General features: G+C 69.2%; 21 protein-coding genes, 1 tRNA gene and 1 riboswitch. Of the genes, 14 read left to right on the top strand and 8 right to left on the bottom strand.

Features of this window, described 5'->3' with window-relative positions; genetic code table 11:
• Nucleotides 1–92: 92 nt before the first annotated feature.
• Nucleotides 93–1,406 (bottom strand): PTS transporter subunit EIIC, encoded by a 1,314-nt coding sequence (locus AC07AG_RS18820; RefSeq protein ID WP_478756165.1) that lies wholly within the window; start codon nucleotides 1,404–1,406, stop codon nucleotides 93–95.
• 154 nt (nucleotides 1,407–1,560) lie between these two features.
• Between AC07AG_RS18820 and AC07AG_RS18815 the strand changes: the two genes are divergently transcribed.
• The 5 genes from AC07AG_RS18815 to rdgB all read left to right on the top strand — a co-directional run bounded on the left by AC07AG_RS18815 (nucleotide 1,561) and on the right by rdgB (nucleotide 4,439).
• Nucleotides 1,561–1,863, top strand: coding sequence for a PTS sugar transporter subunit IIB (locus AC07AG_RS18815; RefSeq protein ID WP_478756164.1), 303 nt, complete (start codon nucleotides 1,561–1,563; stop codon nucleotides 1,861–1,863).
• Between the two features lie 105 nt (nucleotides 1,864–1,968).
• Nucleotides 1,969–2,718 carry a ribonuclease PH gene (gene rph, locus AC07AG_RS18810; protein ID WP_478756163.1) on the top strand — a complete coding sequence of 250 codons (750 nt, stop codon included), beginning with the start codon at nucleotides 1,969–1,971 and terminating at the stop codon, nucleotides 2,716–2,718.
• Nucleotides 2,719–2,850: 132 nt separating this feature from the next.
• On the top strand, nucleotides 2,851–3,243 hold the full coding sequence (locus tag AC07AG_RS18805) for a hypothetical protein (protein ID WP_478756162.1): 393 nt from the start codon (nucleotides 2,851–2,853) through the stop codon (nucleotides 3,241–3,243).
• 165 nt (nucleotides 3,244–3,408) lie between these two features.
• Nucleotides 3,409–3,804 (top strand): hypothetical protein, encoded by a 396-nt coding sequence (locus AC07AG_RS18800; protein ID WP_478756161.1) that lies wholly within the window; start codon nucleotides 3,409–3,411, stop codon nucleotides 3,802–3,804.
• 29 nt (nucleotides 3,805–3,833) lie between these two features.
• The gene (rdgB, locus tag AC07AG_RS18795; RefSeq protein WP_478756160.1) at nucleotides 3,834–4,439 is read left to right on the top strand and encodes an RdgB/HAM1 family non-canonical purine NTP pyrophosphatase; all 606 of its coding nucleotides are present in this window, start codon (nucleotides 3,834–3,836) and stop codon (nucleotides 4,437–4,439) included.
• A gap of 62 nt (nucleotides 4,440–4,501) precedes the next feature.
• Here rdgB and AC07AG_RS18790 read toward each other — a convergent pair.
• From AC07AG_RS18790 to bcp, 5 genes are all read right to left on the bottom strand, one after another.
• Nucleotides 4,502–4,585, bottom strand: a tRNA-Leu gene (locus AC07AG_RS18790).
• A 20-nt stretch (nucleotides 4,586–4,605) separates the two neighbouring features.
• A complete protein-coding gene (locus AC07AG_RS18785) occupies nucleotides 4,606–5,286 on the bottom strand; it encodes an HNH endonuclease (protein ID WP_478756159.1) in 681 nt (226 codons plus the stop codon).
• A gap of 2 nt (nucleotides 5,287–5,288) precedes the next feature.
• A complete protein-coding gene (locus AC07AG_RS18780) occupies nucleotides 5,289–5,924 on the bottom strand; it encodes an HNH endonuclease signature motif containing protein (RefSeq protein WP_478756158.1) in 636 nt (211 codons plus the stop codon).
• Between the two features lie 148 nt (nucleotides 5,925–6,072).
• Nucleotides 6,073–7,569 carry a glycine betaine/L-proline transporter ProP gene (gene proP, locus AC07AG_RS18775; protein ID WP_478756157.1) on the bottom strand — a complete coding sequence of 499 codons (1,497 nt, stop codon included), beginning with the start codon at nucleotides 7,567–7,569 and terminating at the stop codon, nucleotides 6,073–6,075.
• Nucleotides 7,570–7,692: 123 nt separating this feature from the next.
• Nucleotides 7,693–8,160, bottom strand: a complete 468-nt coding sequence (bcp, locus tag AC07AG_RS18770) for a thioredoxin-dependent thiol peroxidase (protein ID WP_478756156.1) — start codon at nucleotides 8,158–8,160, stop codon at nucleotides 7,693–7,695.
• A 154-nt stretch (nucleotides 8,161–8,314) separates the two neighbouring features.
• Between bcp and AC07AG_RS18765 the strand changes: the two genes are divergently transcribed.
• The 3 genes from AC07AG_RS18765 (at nucleotide 8,315) to AC07AG_RS18755 (ending at nucleotide 9,561) form a co-directional block, all read left to right on the top strand.
• Nucleotides 8,315–8,644 (top strand): DUF3618 domain-containing protein, encoded by a 330-nt coding sequence (locus tag AC07AG_RS18765; RefSeq protein ID WP_478756155.1) that lies wholly within the window; start codon nucleotides 8,315–8,317, stop codon nucleotides 8,642–8,644.
• A gap of 97 nt (nucleotides 8,645–8,741) precedes the next feature.
• Nucleotides 8,742–9,044, top strand: a complete 303-nt coding sequence (locus tag AC07AG_RS18760) for a GroES family chaperonin (protein WP_107101836.1) — start codon at nucleotides 8,742–8,744, stop codon at nucleotides 9,042–9,044.
• Between the two features lie 77 nt (nucleotides 9,045–9,121).
• A riboswitch (guanidine-III (ykkC-III) riboswitch) is annotated at nucleotides 9,122–9,191 on the top strand.
• Nucleotides 9,192–9,240: 49 nt separating this feature from the next.
• A complete protein-coding gene (locus AC07AG_RS18755) occupies nucleotides 9,241–9,561 on the top strand; it encodes a DMT family transporter (protein ID WP_160505255.1) in 321 nt (106 codons plus the stop codon).
• A gap of 9 nt (nucleotides 9,562–9,570) precedes the next feature.
• Here the strand turns inward: AC07AG_RS18755 and AC07AG_RS18750 are convergent, their stop codons facing one another.
• Complete coding sequence (locus tag AC07AG_RS18750; RefSeq protein WP_478756154.1) at nucleotides 9,571–12,111, bottom strand: transglycosylase domain-containing protein; 2,541 nt, start codon at nucleotides 12,109–12,111, stop codon at nucleotides 9,571–9,573.
• 202 nt (nucleotides 12,112–12,313) lie between these two features.
• Here AC07AG_RS18750 and AC07AG_RS18745 point away from each other — a divergent pair, with 202 nt between their 5' ends.
• The 4 genes from AC07AG_RS18745 to AC07AG_RS18730 are packed head-to-tail and all read left to right on the top strand — an operon-like array spanning nucleotide 12,314 to nucleotide 15,674.
• On the top strand, nucleotides 12,314–13,135 hold the full coding sequence (locus AC07AG_RS18745) for an ABC transporter permease (protein ID WP_478756153.1): 822 nt from the start codon (nucleotides 12,314–12,316) through the stop codon (nucleotides 13,133–13,135).
• 10 nt (nucleotides 13,136–13,145) lie between these two features.
• On the top strand, nucleotides 13,146–13,970 hold the full coding sequence (locus tag AC07AG_RS18740; RefSeq protein ID WP_478756320.1) for an ABC transporter permease: 825 nt from the start codon (nucleotides 13,146–13,148) through the stop codon (nucleotides 13,968–13,970).
• 6 nt (nucleotides 13,971–13,976) lie between these two features.
• Nucleotides 13,977–14,942, top strand: a complete 966-nt coding sequence (locus tag AC07AG_RS18735) for an ABC transporter ATP-binding protein (protein ID WP_478756152.1) — start codon at nucleotides 13,977–13,979, stop codon at nucleotides 14,940–14,942.
• A gap of 9 nt (nucleotides 14,943–14,951) precedes the next feature.
• Nucleotides 14,952–15,674: a DUF1707 SHOCT-like domain-containing protein gene (locus AC07AG_RS18730; RefSeq protein ID WP_478756151.1), complete on the top strand. Its 723-nt coding sequence runs from the start codon at nucleotides 14,952–14,954 to the stop codon at nucleotides 15,672–15,674.
• Nucleotides 15,675–15,751: 77 nt separating this feature from the next.
• Here AC07AG_RS18730 and AC07AG_RS18725 read toward each other — a convergent pair whose 3' ends face one another.
• Entirely contained in the window at nucleotides 15,752–17,071 is a 1,320-nt protein-coding gene (locus tag AC07AG_RS18725; protein WP_478756150.1) for an SGNH/GDSL hydrolase family protein, read from the bottom strand.
• A 223-nt stretch (nucleotides 17,072–17,294) separates the two neighbouring features.
• Here AC07AG_RS18725 and AC07AG_RS18720 point away from each other — a divergent pair, with 223 nt between their 5' ends.
• Together AC07AG_RS18720 and AC07AG_RS18715 are read left to right on the top strand one after the other, a co-directional pair.
• The gene (locus AC07AG_RS18720; RefSeq protein WP_478756149.1) at nucleotides 17,295–18,713 is read left to right on the top strand and encodes a DUF445 domain-containing protein; all 1,419 of its coding nucleotides are present in this window, start codon (nucleotides 17,295–17,297) and stop codon (nucleotides 18,711–18,713) included.
• A complete protein-coding gene (locus AC07AG_RS18715; protein ID WP_478756148.1) occupies nucleotides 18,697–19,689 on the top strand; it encodes a GlxA family transcriptional regulator in 993 nt (330 codons plus the stop codon). Before AC07AG_RS18720 ends, AC07AG_RS18715 begins: the two co-directional genes overlap by 17 nt.
• Nucleotides 19,690–19,837 lie beyond the last annotated feature (148 nt).

The raw sequence follows: 19,837 nt of genomic DNA, 5'->3' as shown, positions 1-19,837 counted from the left end.
CGAAATGAACGGCAAAAGACCCCCGGACCAGAGGTCCGAGGGCCCTTCCGTATGCGGCTGTGTGCGGGGGTGGGGTGCAGCCCTTGCTGGAGCTAAGCCTTGGTCTGCTCCGCGTCCAGTGCTTCCGCTTCCTCTTCCGGTTCTCGTCCGGGCGTCGGCAGGTCGAACTTGCGGATCACGAAGCTGAACAGGACGTAGTACACCGCCGCGAAGACAAGGCCGATCGGGATGATCAGCCAGGGTTTGGTCGCCAGACTCCAGTTGATGACGTAGTCGATCAGACCCGCCGAGAAGCTGAAGCCGTCCTTGACCCCCAGGCCCCACGTCACCGCCATCGAGACACCGGTGAGGATCGCGTGGATCGCGTACAGGGCCGGGGCGATGAACAGGAACGAGTACTCGATCGGTTCGGTGATGCCGGTGACGAACGACGTCAGGCCGACCGACAGCATCAGCCCGCCGACCACCTTGCGGCGCTCGGGACGGGCCGCGTGCGTGATCGCCAGGGCCGCCGCGGGGAGCGCGAACATCATGATCGGGAAGAAGCCCGACGTGAACTGACCCGCCGTCGGGTCGCCCGCGAGGAAGCGGTTGATGTCACCGTGCACGATCGTGCCGTCCGGCTTGGTGAAGTCGCCGAACTGGAACCAGACGAACGTGTTCAGGAACTGGTGCAGGCCGATGGTGAGCAGCGCGCGGTTGGCCACGCCGAAGATTCCGGAGCCCAGCCAGCCGAGGTCCACGAGCCACTTGGAGAAGCTGGTCAGCGCGTCGCCGACGGGCGGCCAGATCCACACGCACAGACCCGCGAAGACCAGACCGACGAAGGCCATGATGATCGGCACGAGGCGGCGGCCGTTGAAGAAGCCGAGCCAGTCGACCAGCTTCACGCGGTGGTAGCGCTGCCAGAACCACGCGGCGAGCAGGCCCATCACGATGCCGCCGAAGACCCCTGGGTTCTGGTAATCGGCCTGCGCGGGCGTTCCGTCCTCCGCGATGCAGACCCCGCCCCACATCCCCGCGGCGCCGAAGGTGGTGTCAGCGGGGCAGTCGTCGGGGAAGGCGCGCAGGACCGCGTAGTACACGAGGAATCCGGTGACCGCCGCGAGGGCGGTGGAGCCGTCCGACTTCTTGGCCATGCCGATCGCGACGCCGATGCAGAACAGCAGGGGCAGACCGAGGGTGGAGTCCAGGAGCGAACCGCCCGCCGCCGCGAAGACCTTGGCGACGTTGTCCCAGCCGAGGCCGTCGGCGCCGAAGACGTCCGGCTGGCCGAGGCGGTTGAGGATGCCGGCGGCAGGCAGGACGGCGATGGGGAGCTGGAGGCTGCGGCCCATCTTCTGCAGGCCCTGGAAAAGACCGCCCCACCACTTCTTCTGCGGCACCGCTGCTGCTTCGGAACTCATCGGCGTCCCCTCCGGAACAAGCCAGGTTTGGCGGTCGTTGAAAACTGGTGTAGACCAGTTGCGGAACGGGTGCGGTGCCGTCCCGACAGGGATGACACCTTGATCGTCATCATTGGGTACGAGTGCCGTAACCGCCCGCGAAGATGCTCCAACCGTGAGTTACCGTGACAAAGCGGACCCACGGTGTGGTGAGGCCGCGTCCTTTAAGAACAGGGAGAACACCATGGCCAGCAAGGCTGAGAAGATCGTTGCCGGGCTCGGCGGCATCGACAACATCGAAGAGGTCGAGGGCTGCATCACCCGCCTCCGCACCGAGGTCAAGGACCCGGGCCTGGTCGACGACGCCGCGCTGAAGGCCGCAGGCGCCCACGGCGTCGTCAAGATGGGCACCGCGATCCAGGTCGTCATCGGCACCGACGCGGACCCGATCGCCGCGGACATCGAAGACATGATGTGAGTCGCTGAACGCACCGGTGAGGGACCCTGCCCAGCAATGGGGAAGGGTCCCTCACCCATGTGGTGGGGACGGGCCGCTCACCCATGTGCGGATAGGCTCAGCCGCATGTCCTCACAGCCCCGCATCGACGGCCGCACCCCCGAACAGCTCCGCCCGATCACCATCGAACGCGGCTGGAGCAAGCACGCCGAGGGTTCGGTCCTCATCTCCTTCGGAGACACCAAGGTCTTCTGCACCGCCTCCGTCACCGAGGGCGTCCCGCGCTGGCGCAAGGGCAGCGGCGAAGGCTGGGTCACGGCCGAGTACTCGATGCTGCCGCGCTCCACCAACACCCGCGGCGACCGCGAATCCGTACGCGGCAAGATCGGCGGCCGCACGCACGAGATCTCCCGCCTCATCGGCCGCAGCCTGCGCGCAGTCATCGACTACAAGGCGCTCGGCGAGAACACCATCGTCCTCGACTGCGACGTCCTCCAGGCCGACGGCGGCACCCGCACCGCCGCCATCACCGGCGCGTACGTGGCCCTCGCCGACGCCGTCGCCTGGGCCCAGGGCAAGAAGCTCATCAAGGCCGGCCGCAAGCCCCTCACCGACACCGTCTCCGCCGTCTCCGTCGGCATCGTCGGCGGCGTACCGCTCCTCGACCTGCGCTACGAGGAGGACGTGAAGGCCGACACCGACATGAACGTCGTCTGCACCGGCGACGGCCGCTTCGTCGAGGTCCAGGGCACCGCCGAGGCCGAGCCCTTCGACCGCAAGGAACTCAACGCGCTGCTCGACCTCGCGGTCGGCGGCTGCGAGGACCTGGCCGCCCTGCAGCGCCAGGCCTTGGAATCCACGGTCCAGAACGGCTGAATTACGCGGTACACGGCGGCAGTTGGGCGGAAGACCAGTCAACCACCGGCCACCCCAAGGGCGTTGTTACGAATACGACGGGCGCGCGGACAAGGCCGCGCGCCCGGCTGTATGCCGGGGAGGGCTTCATCCATGGCCGTGCGTCACCGCCGTCTCGTCACCGCCACCGCCATCACCTTGCTCGTCGTCCCGGGAGTGCTCGGCCTGGCCGCCTGCGACCCGAAGGACGCCGTGGACTGCTTACGCGCGGCCGACGCGGTCTCCGACAGCGCCGACGCGCTGCGCAAGGCCGCCCAGGAGGCGGCCCTCTACCCGGACAAGGCCGACGATTCCTTCGACAACATCGAGTCCGACCTCGACGAGATCCGCGCCAAGAACGACGACGGGGACGTGCGCGAGGCCGTCGACAAGATGAAGGAAGCCGTCGACAACGTCGAGGCGGCGGTCGAGGACGGCGACAAAACACCCGACCTCCGCCCCGTCCTGGACGCGGGCGGCAAGGTCACCAAGGCCTGCACCCCGTAAGGACACCGGCGTACGCGGGCCCGACACCGGAGGCCGCCCCGCCTCTCCTCGGCCAAGCCGAGCCACGCAACAGGCAACCATCAGCCCCCTTGAGGGCGTTCTAACGGGTACGGGCGCGCGGGCCAAGCCGTGCGCCCGTCCGTACCCCTGGGGAGGGACCGAAACATGGCCGCGCGCCACCGCCGTATCGCCACCGCAGTCACCGCCGTCCTGCTCGCCGTGCCGGCGGGCATCGGCCTTGTCGGTTGCGACGCCGTCAACAAGGCGCTCGACTGCGTCCAGACCGCCGACGCCATCGCCGACAGCGTCACCGACCTCCAGCAGGCCGTCGAGAAGGCCGGTGACGACCCCACGCAGGCGGACGAGGCACTCGACAAGATCGACAAGAACATCGACGACATCGGCGACAAGACCGACAACACCGACGTGAACAAGGCGGTCGACGACCTCGACAAGGCCGTCGGCAACGTCCGCACGTCCATCGACAACGGCGACGCGACCCCCGACCTCAGCCCGATCACGGACGCGGCCGGCGAACTGACCAAGGTCTGCACGCCGTAGCACCCGGGGCAGGCCGGATACTGGTGGGCATGACCCGCCTCATCCTCGCCACCCGCAACAACGGCAAGATCACGGAACTCAAGGCGATCCTCGCCGACGCAGGCCTCACCCATGACCTCGTCGGCGCGGACGCCTACCCCGAGATCCCCGACGTCAGGGAAACCGGCGTCACCTTCGCCGAGAACGCCCTCCTCAAGGCCCACGCCCTCGCCCAGGCCACCGGCCTGCCCGCGGTCGCCGACGACTCCGGCCTCTGCGTCGACGTCCTCGGCGGCGCCCCCGGCATCTTCTCCGCCCGCTGGGCGGGCCGCCACGGCGACGACACCGCGAACCTGAACCTGCTCCTGGCCCAACTCGGCGACATCGACGCGGACACCCACCGAGGAGCCCACTTCGCCTGCGCGGCGGCCCTGGCCCTGCCGGACGGCACGGAGAGGGTGGTGGAGGGCCAGCTGAGAGGAGTACTCCGCCACGCGCCCGCGGGCTCGGGCGGCTTCGGCTACGACCCGATCCTCCAGCCGGAGGGCGAGACCCGCACGTGCGCGGAGCTCTCCGCCGCCGAGAAGAACGCGATCAGCCATCGGGGGAAGGCGTTTCGGGCGTTGGTGCCTGTGGTGCGGGAGCTGCTGGGCTGACGCTGCGGACGACGAAGGCCCGGCTCGCGGGGTGCGCGAGCCGGGCCTTGGAAACGAAGGCGTGCGGCCGGAGGGACTCGAACCCTCAAGGGATTTCTCCCACAACATCCTAAGTGTTGCGCGTAGGCCAGTTCCGCCACGGCCGCATGGCCAGTCATGTTACCGGTCAGGCGGTGCTTAGTCTCGGGACCCCAATGGGTGCACGGCGGCCTCCGCGACACCAGGTACTGGTGATCGCATGGCAGTTGGGACAGAGCAGCCGCAGATTCTCGCGCCGGTCGTCGTTCCAATCGCCGTTGATGTGGTCGACCTCCAGCGTCAGGGGCTTGCCGTTCCACTCGGGCGGGGTCCCACACCCGTCGCAAAGTTCCGGGACGCCGATCTCGCGCAGCGCTCGACGCAGGAAGACGGTTCTGGTGCGGCGCTGACGGTCGTGCTTGACGAGCACGTCCGCCGCCGTCTTCAGGGGTGTCGTTCCTGGCTTGCCCCGTTGGTGCGCCTGACCGAGAAAGTGGGAGGTGTCCAGTCCGTCCTCTTCCACCCAGCGATGGAACAGTGCGTATGGCTGGCCGTTCGCTCTCTCCCCCAGCATGCGCAGTGCTCCTGCGATGGATGTGGACTGCGAGACCACCTGCCGAAGTTCCTCGGGGGAAGGCCTGGTGTGCCCTCGCCGTGGACGCGGAAAGTGGGAGACATCGATTCCGAAGTGGTCGAACCGCTTGAACAGATGAGGGCGGAGGTTCCCGTAAGGGCGCGTGCCCAGAAAGGCGATGACTTCGTCGATGCTGGAACAGCTCTCGGCGGCCTGTGCCAGCAGTTCCCGCGTGTAGCGGGCCGGCTCGCTCATGATCATCGCCCCTTGGCCCGGCCCCGGTAAGTATCTGTGGTCGCGTGGCAGTTGGGGCACAGCAGTCGCAGGTTCTCCATCCGGTTGTTGCGCCAGTCACCGTCGATGTGGTCCACCTCCAGCGCCAGGGGATGTCCTCGCCACAGCGGATCCGTTCCGCACATCGCGCACCGCTCGACGGCGCCGAGTTCGGTCATGGCCCGCTTGAGCCGGTCACTCTGCATGCGCCGGGCCGTCGTCGGCTCTTGTTCGACCAGGATCTGATGCGGCGTGCGGCGCTGCTTGGGGACGCCGGTCCGGGACGGCTGCTGGAAGTGCGACGTATCGATGCCATACGCCTTGATGCGGCGCGCGATGTGCGTGTGGTGGCCACCCACGACCTCGATCCCCAGGTACCGCAACACGTCGTTCACGCTCTTCGACGCGGCCACAGCAGGCTTGAGGACCTCCCTGGTCCACCGAACCCCGTCCCGCTCGAAGTGGGATGTATCTACCCCCAGCTTCTTCATCCGCTGGTGGATGTACCGCCGCGTCGAACTCTTCGGGTCCACCCCCAATCTGCCCAGTGCCTCGGACAACGTCCGCGATGACTTGGCCGCCTCCTCCAGTCGCTCCCTGGTGTACGGACTGACCGGCATGATTCCCCTCCCCATCCGGCCGCCTGTTCGCAGCCTCGTACGGGCTAACGAACCGACAATCGGACCGTCACGTCCGGAATGCGGAACGGCCCGCCTCACTTTCGAGTGGGGCGGGCCGTTCCGGGATGTGGGTGAGGAGGGGGAGGGGTCAGAACTTTGGGGTCGGGGCTGCCGCCTCCACCAGTTCCGCCGCCTCCTGCTTCGTCTCCACCGACGGGGGCGAGCCCGACAGCGGCTTCTGGGCCGTTTCCTTCATGCAGGCCACCGCCACTATGCCGACCAGCGCCGCCGCCATCGAGTAGTACGCCGGGATCATGTCCGTCCCCGTGATGCTGATCAGGGAGGTGATGACCAGGGGCGCCGTGCCGCCGAAGAGGGAGGCGGAGATGTTGTAGCCGACCGACAGGGAGCCGTAGCGGACCGAGGTCGGGAACAGGGCCGGGAGCGTTGCCGACATCGTGCCCAGGAGGCAGACCAGGGAGAGGCCGAGCAGGAGCATGCCGCCGGAGACCGCCACCAGGCTGCCCTGCTTGATCAGGAGGAACGCCGGGATGGAGAGCACGAAGAAGCTGACCATGCCCGTCATCAGGAGCGGCTTGCGGCCGAAGCGGTCGGAGAGCTTGCCGACCTGGCTGATGATCAGCATCAGGACGATCATCGTGCCGATGAGGATCAGCAGGCCGTGCGAGTCGTCGTAGCCCAGTTCGTCCGAGAGGTACGTCGGCATGTACGACAGGAGCATGTAGTCGGTGACGTTGTACGCGCCGACCAGGGCGATGCACAGGATCAGCGTGGGCCAGTAGTTGGTGAAGATCTTCGCCAGGTCGCCCTTGGCGGTGGTCTCCACGGTGGAGGCGCCCTCGGAGGCCGAGTGGAAGGTGGCGTCCTCCATCTTCTGGAACGCCGGCGTCTCGTCCAGCTTCAGCCGGAGGTAGAGGCCCACGAGGCCCAGCGGGCCCGCGACGAGGAACGGGACGCGCCAGCCCCACGACTCCATGGCCGCCGAGCCGAGTGCCGTGTTGAGGATGAGGACCAGGCCGGCCGCGCCCGTGTAGCCGGCGAGGGTGCCGAGCTCCAGGAAGCTGCCGAAGTAGCCGCGGCGCTTGTCGGGGGCGTACTCGGCGATGAAGGTGGAGGCGCCGCCGTACTCACCGCCCGTCGAGAAGCCCTGCACGAGGCGGAAGAAGATCAGCAGGACCGGGGCCCAGAAGCCGATCGTGGCGTAGGACGGGATCAGGCCGATGGCGAGGGTGCCGATCGCCATCATGATCATCGTCAGCGCGAGGACCTTCTTGCGGCCGATCTTGTCGCCCATCGGGCCGAAGACCATGCCGCCGATGGGCCGCACGAGGAAGGACACCGCGAAGGTCGCGAAGGAGGAGATCAGCTGGACCGTGTCGTTCCCGGAAGGGAAGAAGACGTGGCCGATGGTGACGGCCAGGTAGCTGTAGATGCCGAAGTCGAACCACTCCATGGCGTTTCCGAGCGAGGCCGCTTTGACCGCCCGTTTGACCGCGGCATCGTCCGTGACCGTGATGTCCGTGCGGCGCAGCGGTGGATTCGCGCGCCGTTTGGCGGCTCGGAAGAGGGTGCGGTGGCGCTTCACAGCCTCTGTATCGGCCTCTGCCTCGTCGTGGGCCGCCATGGGTAGTCCTTCCGTTCTGCGAACAATCCTCCTGGCATCACTTGCTCGAACATCTCCGACGCAAACGAACGCCCCCATGAAGGGGGCGTTCGTCACAGTGTGAGTGGGGCGGTAAGGCGCGGGTCAGATGCCCAGGTCCTTGATGATCTTGGCCACGTGGCCGGTCGCCTTGACGTTGTAGAACGCGTGCTCGACCTTGCCCGCCTCGTCGACCACGATCGTGGAGCGGATGACGCCGGTCACGGTCTTGCCGTACAGCTTCTTCTCGCCGAAGGCGCCGTACGCCTCCAGGGTCTCCTTGGAGGGGTCGCCGACCAGGGTGACCTTGAGGTTCTCCTGCTCGCGGAACTTCGCCAGCTTCTCCGGCTTGTCCGGGGACACGCCGATGACGTCGTAGCCCGCGGTCGCGAGGGCGTCGAGGTTGTCGGTGAAGTCGCAGGCCTGCTTGGTGCAGCCGGGGGTGAGGGCGGCCGGGTAGAAGTAGACGATGACCTTGCGGCCCTTGTGGTCGGCCAGGGAGACCTCTTTGCCGTCAGCGTCCGGCAGGGTGAAGGCCGGGGCCGTCTCGCCGGGGGTGAGTCGCTCGCTCATCTTCGGTCTCCTCGCACAGGGTGCTCGTAAAACGTGTGGTGACGGAGTCGAGGGTAATAGGGGTGCCGTGGGGTGCGGTGCGCCCGGAGCTGACAGACTGTCGGCGATACGTACAGAAGAACAGACAGCCGGACACGACCACGGAGGCAGCGCGGTGTCGGACACGTCGGATATCAGGACCCCGGCGCAGATCGAGGCGGACATCAAGCGCCGTCGCGAGACGCTCGCCGAGACGCTCGACGAGATCGGGGTGCGGGTCCACCCGAAGACGATCGTCGGTGACGCGAAGGCCAAGGTCGTCGCGGGCTTCGACAACTCCCTCGGCCGGGTGTACGTCGGTGCCAACCGCGTCATCTCGGACGTGCGGGGCCAGCTGGTGACCGAGGACGGTGCGCCGCGTCTGGAGCGCGTCGTGCCGGTGGCACTGGTGGTCGTGGGGCTCGTGGGGCTGCTCACGGTGAGCTCGCGCCGCCGCAACCGCTGACCCGGCATCGTACGGGCGTGCCGTTGGCAGGTAGGTTCGGGGCGTGAGCGCCAAGAGCCAGGGACACAGCACCCACGACGACAAGCTGCCCATCCGCATGCTGCACGACCGCGTGCTGGTGCGGCAGGACACAGGTGAGGGCGAGCGCAGGTCGGGCGGCGGCATCCTGATCCCCGCGACCGCCGCGGTCGGCAGGCGTCTGGCCTGGGCCGAGGTCGTCGCCGTCGGGCAGAACGTGCGCGCGGTGGAGCCGGGCGACCGGGTCCTGTACGACCCCGAGGACCGGGCCGAGGTGGAGGTGCGGGGCGTGGCGTACGTGCTGATGCGCGAGCGCGATCTGCATGCCGTGGCCGCCGACCGGTTCGAGGGCTCCGAGGACTCGACCGGGCTGTATCTGTAGCGGTCCGCAGACGGAATCCGTAGCGGTCCACAGATGGGGAAAAGGGGCTGGTGACCATCGTCACCAGCCCCTTTTGCGCGTTCTTTGCTACCTTTTAAGGACCCCGACGAGACGCGCCGTACCGGGTTTCCGCAAAGACGACGCACCCCCATTCAAGTGACGCGATCTCGCGTCTCTACGTGTCGGAGGTGCCGTCGTGGCCTGGGTTCTGTTGATCGTCGCCGGTCTGCTCGAAGTGGGCTGGTCGATCGGGATGAAGTTCACCGAGGGGTTCACCCGGCTGTGGCCGAGCGTGTTCACCGGCCTCGGGATCGTCGCGAGCATGATGCTGCTCTCCCATGCCGCCAAGACGCTGCCCATCGGTACGGCGTACGGCGTGTGGGTCGGCATCGGCGCTGCCGGTGCGGCGGTGGTCGGGATGATGGTGCTCGGTGAGCCCGCCACCGCCGCCCGGATCTTCTTCGTCGTGCTGCTGCTCGTGGCCGTCGTGGGTCTGAAGGCGACCTCGGGGCACTAGCCCCACCGGCTACTGGGCGGGTTCGCCCCGCCTTCTGGTGGCCGAATTGTCCGTCAGGCCGCCCAGGGCCCCACCGTCGTCGCCCGTACCGCCGTCGGCGGTGGAGCCGTCGGTCTGCCCCTGGGCGGCACCCGGATCGGCGGTGGTGCCTCCGTCGGCCGCTCCGCCGTCGACCGTGGCGCCGCCGTCCGTCTGGCCCTGCGTCTGCCCCTGATCCTGCCCCTGGGTCTGCCCCTGGTCCTGGCCCTGCGTCTGCCCTTGGTCCTGGCCCTGCGTCTGGCCCTGGTCCTGACCCTGGGTCTGGCCCTGGTCCTGGCCCTGCGTGTCGTCGTCACCGCCGGTGGCCGCGCCGCCGGTCGCCGGGTCGGGCTCGACGTCCGTGGGGTCGGGGATCTCGGGCACGTCGGCGCCCTCCTCCAGCTCCAGGTCGAAGTCCCGCACCGGCTCGCCCTCCAGGGCGTCCCTGGTGAACTGCGCCCAGATCTGGGCGGGATAGGCGCCGCCGTTGATGCGGGGCTGGCCGAGCGCCCCGTACAGCGGCGTGTGCGCGCCGGTGTCCGGGTCCTGGCCCATCACGGAGACCACCGTGGCGAGTTCGGGGGTGTAGCCCGCGAACCAGGCGGCCTGGTCCTCCTCCGCGGTGCCGGTCTTGCCCGCCGCCGGGCGGCCCGCGGCCTGCGCCGCCGTGCCCGTGCCGCCGTCGACGACGCTCTGCAGGATGGACGTGGTGGTGTCGGCGGCCTCGCGGCTGACGGCCTGCGCGGTCTTCTTCTCCGGCAGTTCGATCTCCTGGCCGTCCTTGGTGACCCTCTCGACCATCGTGTACGTGCCGTGCTTGCCGTGGTTGGCGAGCGTCGCGTACGCCTCCGTCATGTCCAGGACGGAGGCCGTGGACGGGCCGAGCGCGATGGAGGGGGACGCGGTCAGGTCGGGGGTGGACTCCGGGACGCCGAGGGCGATCGCCGTGTCCTTGACCTTGTCCGAGCCGACGTCGACGGCCATCTGCGCGTAGACGGAGTTGACGGACTTGTCGGTGGCGGCGCGGACGGTGATGTTGCCGTAGTTGACGTCGTCCTCGTTCTCGGGGGCGTACGTCCCGCCGTCCCAGCCCTGCACCGGGCGCTTGTTGGTGCCGTCGTAGATCGTGTTCGGGGTGATCGTGCGGCCGTCCTGGGTGACCGAGCCGTTCTCCACGGCCGAGGTGAAGACGAACGGCTTGAAGGTGGAGCCCACTTGGTAGTCGCGGCGCGTGGCGTTGTTGACGTACTGCTTGGTGTAGTCGATGCCGCCGTACATCGCGACGACCTTGCCGGTGTCCGGGTCGATCGAGGCGCCGCCCGCGCGCACATTGCGGTCGACCTTGCGGGCGTCCTTGTCGACCTTGGACATCACCTGGTCGTCGACGGCCTCCTTGAAGGCGTCCTGGCGGTCCTTCTGGAGGGTGGTGGTGATGCGGTAGCCGCCCTTGGCCAGGGTGTCCTCGTCGACGATGTCGTTGGACGTCAGGTAGTCCTCGACGGCCTGCACGAGGTAACCGCGCTGACCGGAGAGGCCGGAGGCGCCCTTGGCCTCCTTCGGCGTCGGGAACTTGGTCTTCGCGCGTTCGGCGGCGCTGAGCCACCCCTCCTTGACCATGCCGTCCAGGACGTAGTTCCAGCGGCCCTCGGCGCGCTGCTTGTTCTCCGGGTGGGTCGCCACGTCGTACGCGTTGGGGGAGTTGAGGAGGGTCGCCAGATAGGCGCCCTGCGCGGTGTCCAGGTCCTTGACGTCCTGGCCGAAGTAGGCCTGGGACGCGGCCTGCACGCCGTACGCGTTGCGTCCGAAGTAGCTGGTGTTCAGATACCCGGCGAGGATGTCGTTCTTGCTCACCTCGCGGTCCAGCTTGATGGAGATGAAGAATTCCTTCGCCTTGCGGGTGACCGTCTGCTCCTGGCCCAGGTAGTAGTTCTTCACGAACTGCTGGGTGATCGTCGAGCCGGACTGCTTGCCCTTGCCGGTGACGGTGTTCCAGGCGGCGCGGATCATCGCCTTGGGGTCGACCGCGGACTCGCTGTAGAAGTCCCGGTCCTCGGCGGCGAGCGCGGCGTGCTGGACCTTCTTGGGGATCTGGCTCAGCGGTACGTTCTCGCGGTTGACCTCGCCGTCGCGGGCCAGCTGGCTGCCGTCGGCGTAGAGGTAGACGTTGCTCTGCGCGGTGGCCGCCGCGTTGGCCGGCGGGATGTCGACGATCATGTAGCCCGCGACGAAGCCGCCGACGCAGAGCAGGATCAGCAGGATGAACCCGCCGAGCACCATGCGCCAGGTGGGGAAGATCCGCCGCCATCCCTTGCGCTTGGGGCGCTTCTTCTTGCCCTTGACCTTGCCCTTGTCGTCGTCCGCGTCCGCGTCCGGCACGTCCGCCGCGCCCTCAGGGGCACTGGCGACCTCAGGCGGCGTACTGGCGGCGTCGGGGGTGCTCGCTGATGTGCCGGCCGGGGGGTCCACGGGTTCGCGGGGCGCCCAGCCCTCTGGTCCCTTGGCGCCCTGCTGCTGCGGCTCGTCGCTGCTCATGTCTCGTGGAACTCCCGTTTCGCGTCGTACGTCACGTACGCCTCGTACGACCCATTGCACACTGTCGCTTCATGCGTTCCCTGCCAGGCACGCGCCGTGCGCCGAAAATGCCTGGCACGGGCGATGACGACCGCACTAGGCTCCGTCCCTTTGGCCCGGAACGGGCAAGGCTTTCGTCAGGTCAAGACTCTCGTTAAAGGGGATGCGTGTGCGTACAGGACGGTTCCGCTTGTACGCGGCCGTCGCCCGCGGAGGCTTCAGGCGGTACGCGACCTATCGGACGGCCACGCTGGCGGGGGTGTTCACCAACACCGTCTTCGGGCTGATTCTCGCCTACACCTACATCGCGCTCTGGGACGAGCGGCCCGGCCTCGGCGGCTACGACCAGTCGCAGGCCCTGACGTTCGTCTGGCTGGGGCAGGCGCTGCTCACGGTGATGGCGCTGATGGGCGGCGGCTTCGAGGGCGAGCTGATCGAGCGGATCCGCACCGGGGACATCGCCGTCGACCTGTACCGGCCCGCCGACCTGCAGCTCTGGTGGCTCGCGACCGACCTGGGACGGGCCCTGTTCCAGCTCCTTGGGCGCGGTGTCGTGCCGATGGTGGTCGGCGCCCTCGTCTTCGATCTGGCCCTGCCCACCGAGCCGTTGCTCTGGCCGGCGTTCCTGCTCGCCGTGTTCCTCGGCGCGCTTGTCAGCTTCGCGCTGCGCTTCCTGGTGGCGCTCTCCGCGTTCTGGCTGATGGACGGCGCGGGCACCACCCAGGTGGCGATGCTCGCGGGCACCTTCTTCTCCGGGATGCTGCTCCCGCTGAACGTCTTCCCCGGCGCGCTCGGCGAGATCGCCCGCGCCCTGCCCTGGTCGGCGCTGCTCCAGGTGCCCGCCGATGTGTTCCTCGGCAAGCACACGGGCGTGGACCTGCTGTGGACGTACGCCTTCCAGATCGGCTGGGCCGCGGCGCTGCTCACCGCCGGGCGGCTGCTGCAGGCCGTGGCCACGCGACGGGTGGTGGTCCAGGGTGGCTGACCTGACACGGATGCGGGACGGGCTCACGCAGGTGCGGGACGGGCTGCGCGCCTACCGGCTGATCTCCGCCATGTGGATCCGCTCCCTCATGGCCTACCGCCTCTCCTTCGCGATGACGGCGCTCGGCAACTTCGCGGTGACCGCCTTCGACTTCGCGGCGATCCTGCTGATGTTCTCCCAGGTGGACCGGCTCGGCGGCTACTCGCTGTCCGAGATCGCCTTCCTGTACGGCGCCACCTGCACCTCGTTCGGGTTCGCCGACCTGGCCCTTGGGTCCATGGACCGGCTCGGCAAGCGGGTGCGCGACGGCACGCTCGACACGCTCCTGGTGCGGCCCGCCCCGGTGATCGCGCAGGTCGCCGCCGACCGCTTCGGTCTGCACCGGATCGGGAGACTCCTGCAGGGCGCGTTCGTCCTGGTGTACGCGCTCGTGGTCCTGGACATCGCCTGGACCCCGCTGAAGGTCCTGATGGTCCCGCTGATGCTGCTCTGCGGCGCGGGCATCTTCGCGGCCGTGTTCGTGGCGGGCGCGGCCTTCCAGTTCGTGGCGCAGGACGCGGCCGAGGTGCAGAACGCCTTCACGTACGGCGGCACCACGCTGCTCCAGTTCCCGCCGACCGTCTTCGCCAAGGACCTGGTGCGCGGCGCCACGTTCATCCTGCCGCTGGCCTTCGTGAACTGGATCCCCGCGCTGTACGTCCTCGGCCGCCCCTATCCGCTCGACCTGCCGACGTGGGTGGCGTTCACGCCGCCGCTCGTGGCCGCCGTCCTTCTCGCACTCGCGGGCCTCGCCTGGCGCACGGGCCTTCGTTCGTACCGCAGCACAGGGAGCTGAACTGCCGTGGAATCAGACCTCATTGAGCTCGACGGCGTCGAGAAGGTCTTCGACGTACGTAAGAAGACCGGCTTCCTGCGGCGCGAGAAGCACGAGGTGCGTGCCGTCGACGGCATCAGCTTCACCGTGCCGCGCGGCGAGATGGTCGGCTACATCGGGCCGAACGGCGCGGGCAAGTCGACGACGATCAAGATGCTGACCGGCATCCTGACGCCCAGCGGAGGGCGGCTGCGTGTGGCGGGCATCGACCCGTCCCGCGAGCGCACCCGCCTGGCGCGGCGCATCGGCGTGGTCTTCGGCCAGCGCACCACCCTGTGGTGGGACCTGCCGCTGATCGACTCGTACCGCCTGATGCACCGCATGTACCGGATCCCGGACGCCCGCTTCCAGGAGAACCTCGACCGCTGCGTCGAACTCCTGGAGCTGGGCGCCCTGTTGGACGTCCCCGTGCGTCAGCTCTCGCTCGGCCAGCGGATGCGCGGCGACATCGCGGCGGCGCTGCTCCACGATCCCGAGGTGCTGTACCTGGACGAGCCGACGATCGGCCTCGACGTGATCAGCAAGGCCAAAGTGCGGGAGTTCCTGCGGGACTTGAACGCGGATGCGGGCACGACGGTCCTGCTCACCACGCACGACCTCACCGACATCGAGCAGCTCTGCAAGCGCGTGATGGTGATCGACCACGGCCGTCTGATGTACGACGGTGCGCTCGCGGGGCTGCACGAGGTGGGGGAGAGTGAGCGGACCCTGGTCGTGGACCTGGAGCGCGAACTTCCGCCCATCGACGTGGAGTCGGCGCGGGTGGTGAAGGTGGAGGGCCCGCGCCAGTGGCTGGCCTTCCCGGCGTCGGAGTCGGCAGCTCCGCTTGTCGCCCGGGTAGCGGAGCGGTATCCGATGGTCGACCTCTCGGTCAGGGAACCCGACATCGAGGCGGTCATCGCCAAGATGTACGCGGAGAAGGCGACCTCGTAGGCTGCTCGCATGACCGACGAGCAGCCTCATCTCCCGGACCTCAGGGCCGCCGACGCCGACCGCGAACGCGTCGCCGAACGACTGCGTGACGCCGTGGCCGAGGGCCGCCTCGACATGGAGGAGTTCGAGGAGCGCCTGGACGCGACGTACAAGGCACGTACGTACGGCGAGCTTGAGCCGATCACCCGGGATCTGCCGGACGTGGGCGCCAAGATCTCCATGGTGAAGGGTCCGGCGAGCCACGACCCCGACGCCATCGACTGGTCCGAACGGATGGTGAGCGGCGAACCGACGTCGAAGCTCGGCTTCGCCTTCTGGGGCGGGTTCAGCCGCAAGGGCGGCTGGGTGATCGGCCGGCAGTTCGACGGGATCGCGATCTGGGGCGGCGGCGAGATCGACCTGCGCGAGGCGCGGTTCACGGAGCGGGACGTGGAGATCCGCTGCTGGACCCTCATGGGCGGCATGCAGGTCATCGTGCCGCCGGAGATGAACGTCCTGGTCAAGGGCTTCGGCTTCATGGGCGGCTTCGACGACAAGGCGACCGGCGAGGGTACCCCCGGCTCGCCCCGCGTGGTCGTCAAGGGCTTCGCCCTGATGGGCGGCGTCGGCGTGGACCGCAAGATCCGCAGGGCCGAGAAGCTGCGCCTGAAGGAGGAGCGCCGCCGCGAGCGCCTGGAGCGGCGCGAGGGGCGGCACGAGCTGCACTCGCGCAGGCGCGAGGAGCGGGACTGAGCCTCCCCGCCCCAGGGAGCCCCTCCCGAGGGAGCCCCTCCCGGCGAGGGAGGGGACTGCCGCGGCGCGGCTGCCGGCTACAGCTCGGCGGCCGCGGATCCCCGCAGGTGCGTCAGGTTGAACGTCTCCGCCATCTTGCGGTAGCCCGAGTCGCTCGGGTGCAGGTGGTCGCCCGAGTCGTACTCGGCGCGCAGCTTGCGGGGGTCGTACGGATCGCGCAGTGCCCGGTCGAAGTCGACGAACTCGTCGAAGACCTTGCCGTCACGGATCTGCTCGTTCACGCCCTGGCGTACGTTCTCCAGCGCAGGCTCGTACCCCCGGTGGCCGCCGAACGGCATCAGGGTCGCCCCGACGACCCGCAGCCCGCGCGTGTGCGCCTGCCGCGTCAGCTCCCGCAGGCCCTCGACGATGCGGTCGGGGTTGTTCTGGTGCGGGTTGCGCAGGATGTCGTTGACGCCGAGCGCGACGACGACGGCCTTGATGCCCGACCGGTCGAGCACGTCGCGGTCGAAGCGCGAGAGGCCGCTCGGGTTGTCCGCGGGCGTTCCGTTGCCGTCCGAGAGGACGCGGTTGCCGCTGATGCCCTCGTTCACGACGCCGTAGCGCGGGGCGCCCGACTCGCCGCGGAGGCGGTCGGCGAGGGTGTCGGTCCAGCGGGCGTTGGCGCCCATGGTCGAGGAGATGCCGTCGGTGAGCGAGTCACCGAAGACGACGACGGTGCCGTTCGACTCGTTGCTCAGGACGTCCACGGCCGAGAGGTAGCGCCAGGAGGTGCTCTGCTGGGTGTACGCGGCGCCGTTCGGGTCCTCCGTACGGTCGCCCTCGGCGATGTAGCTGACCTGGCGGGCGTGCGGGTGGAAGGTGACCGGGCCCGACGGGGTCGGCGAGAACGTCGTGACCAGGAGGTCGGCGTCGTGCGGCACGCGAAGGCGGACCGCGTCGCTCGTCACCTGCTGGCCCGCGGGGATCACCACGGACGTGTTGCCGTTGAAGGCCAGGCGGCGCAGGGTGCCCGGCGCCGCGGCCGGGTTGTTCGACCCGACGGCCACGGCGATCGAGGCGTGGGTGATGCTCAGCGGCTGCTGTCCGTACAGGTTCGACAGGGTGATGCGGGCGCTGTCGCCGCCGACGCTGGTGTGCACGACGTTACGGATGGAGCGGCCCGCGAAGCCGTTGCGGTGCGTGTTTGGTTCGGCTGCCGCGGGGGATGCGGCCCACGTACCGACCCAGGTACCCGCAGAGGCGGGCGCCGCGGAGTTGCGCGGGCTGCGGGGCCCCGCGCTGATGGTGTCCTGAGATCCGTCGTCGGTGGATACACCGAGGTATATGGCGGCGGAAATCACCACTATTACCGCGAGGACCGCGGCAAGCAGGGCATAACCGTGACGCTTGGTCATGCGGGCTGTGTCTCCTCGAGCAGGGGGAGCCTGATCGAGGCTCCGATGTGATCACCCCATGATGCGTCATGGGCCGTGAGGCGGCCGACACTGCCCCCCTCCGACCATTCAGACGCCGGGAACTTGTGGTCCGTTCCAGGAGTCGGTCAGGAAGGGGCGCAGAGAGACGGGGACAATACGGATGAGGATGCCGCGAACCACGCGAACGGGTCAGGTGGAGTGAGTGGAACGCACGAATCGATCAATTCCGGAGGATGCGGCGGAAGCGGGTGCTGCCGGGCAGCATGCCCGTGAGCTCGCCTCTTCAAGCGGCGTCGCACCAGGGTCCGGAACGGACGGCTCCGGCGCGGGGAGAGGCGGCTCCGCTCCGGGCGGCGGCGGTTTCACGTACAGCCCCGCCGACGAGGAGAAGCGGCGCGGCGTCCGCCGGATGAAGATCACCGCGACGGGCCTGCTCGTCTTCGTCGCACTCGTCTACGTCCTGGCCAAATGGGCGCAGAACTCCGGCGCCGGAGCCTGGGCGGGCTATGTCGCCGCGGCGGCCGAGGCCGGCATGGTCGGCGCGCTCGCCGACTGGTTCGCCGTGACGGCGCTCTTCCGCCACCCCCTCGGCCTGCCCATCCCGCACACGGCGATCATCCCGAACAAGAAGGACCAACTGGGCGCATCGCTCGGCGACTTCGTGGGCGAGAACTTCCTCTCCTCCGATGTCGTACGGGGCAGACTGCGCGCGGTGGGCATCGGCAGCCGCCTCGGCACCTGGCTGGCGGATCCCGAACACGCCGACCGGGTGACGGCCGAACTGGCCACGGCCCTGCGCGGCGCCCTGACGGTCCTGCGCGACTCGGACGTCCAGGCGGTCGTGGGCGAGGCCATCACGCGCCGTGCGGACGCCCAGGAGATCGCGCCAGGCATCGGGAAGATGCTGGAGAAGGTCGTCGCGGACGGCGGCCACAAGCGGGTCGTGGACCTGGTCTGCGTACGCGCCCACGACTGGCTGGTCGAGCACGACGAGTCGGTCATGGACGCCGTCCAGGGCGGCGCCCCCGGCTGGACCCCGCGGTTCGTCGACAAGAAGGTCGGCGAGCGCGTCTACAAGGAGCTGCTGCGCTTCCTCGCCGAGATGCGGGACATGCCCGAGCACCCCGCGCGCGGCGCCGTCGACCGCTTCCTCGCCGACTTCGCCGCCGACCTGCAGTCCGACTCCGACACCCGCGAGCGCGTGGAGCGCCTCAAGCGGGAGGTGCTCGGCCGCGGCGAGGTGCAGGACCTGATCGCCTCCGCCTGGTCGGCGGTGCGCCAGATGATCGTGGCTGCCGCCGAGGACGAGCGCAGCGAGCTGCGCCTGCGGGTGCGGGCCGCGCTGCTCTCGCTGGGCACGCGGATGTCGACGGACGGCCGGCTGCAGCAGAAGGTCGACGGCTGGGTCGAGGGCGCCGCGGTGTACGTGGTGACGACGTACCGGGACGAGATCACCTCCCTGATCACCGACACGGTCGCGGGCTGGGACGCCGAGCACACGTCGAAGAAGATCGAGGCCCACATCGGCCGCGACCTGCAGTTCATCCGGATCAACGGCACGGTGGTGGGGGCGTTGGCCGGGCTCGCGATCTATGCGGTGTCGCATGCGCTCTGGGCGTAGCGGGCCGGACGCACCCCACCGGGTCGCGGTCCTGGTCAGGGACGGCGTACTCCCGATGGAGCTCGGCCTGGTCCACCAGCTGTTCGGCAACGCGCGCCTGCCCTCCGGAGAGCCGCTCTACGACCTGCGCACCTGCGCCCTGACCCCCGGAAAGATCCGCACGGACGCGGACTTCCCCGTCTACGCGGAACACGGCCCGGAGGCCGTCGCGTCCGCGGGCACAGTGATCGTCCCGGCGTCGCACGAACAGGACGAGTCGCTGACGCCGGGCGGGCTCCCGCCCTCCCTCGCCGCGACGCTCAGGTCCGCCACAGGCGCCCGTATCGCCTCCATCTGCACCGGCGCCTTCGTCCTGGCGGCGGCAGGCCTCCTGGACGGCCGCAGAGCGACGACCCACTGGCTCTCGACGGACCTCTTCGCCCGTACGTTCCCGGGTGTGACGGTCGATCCGGACGTCCTGTACGTGGACGAGGGCGCGGTCCTCACGTCCGCGGGCGAGGCCGCGGGCATCGACCTCTGCCTGCACATGATCCGCCGCGACCACGGCGCCGCGGTGGCGGCGGAGGTGGCCCGCCGCACCGTCGTACCCCCGCACCGCGAGGGTGGCCAGGCCCAGTACATCCGGCGCCCGGTGGCGGAGCCGCGCGTGACGTCGACGAGCCGGGCGAGGGAATGGGCGCAGGAGCGTCTGGAGGAGCCCCTGACGCTGGCCGGGATGGCCGAGCAGGAGTCCATGAGCGTGCGCACCTTCAGCCGCCGTTTCCGCGAGGAGACGGGCCTGACGCCGATGCAGTGGCTGACGCAGCGCCGCGTGGACCGGGCCCGCGAGCTCCTGGAGGAGACGGACCGCACGGTCGACCGCATCGCGGCGGAGGCGGGCTTCGGCACGGGCGCGTCGCTGAGGCAGCACTTCCAGGCGGGGCTCGGGGTGTCGCCGGGGGCGTACCGGATGACGTTCCGGGGGCGTGCCGGATGAAGTTCAAGGGGAGTGCCGGATGACGTTCAGGGGGAGTACCGGATGACGTTCAGGGGGACGGGAGGCTGACAGCCTTGCCCTTGAGGACGCCCGGTCTGAGTACGCGTACTCTGTCGCGCCCCATGGCGAGGTCGGCAGGCTCGTCCCC

The organism is Streptomyces sp. NPDC044044 (genome assembly GCF_056434405.1).
This window is presented reverse-complemented; position numbering and strand designations above follow the sequence as displayed.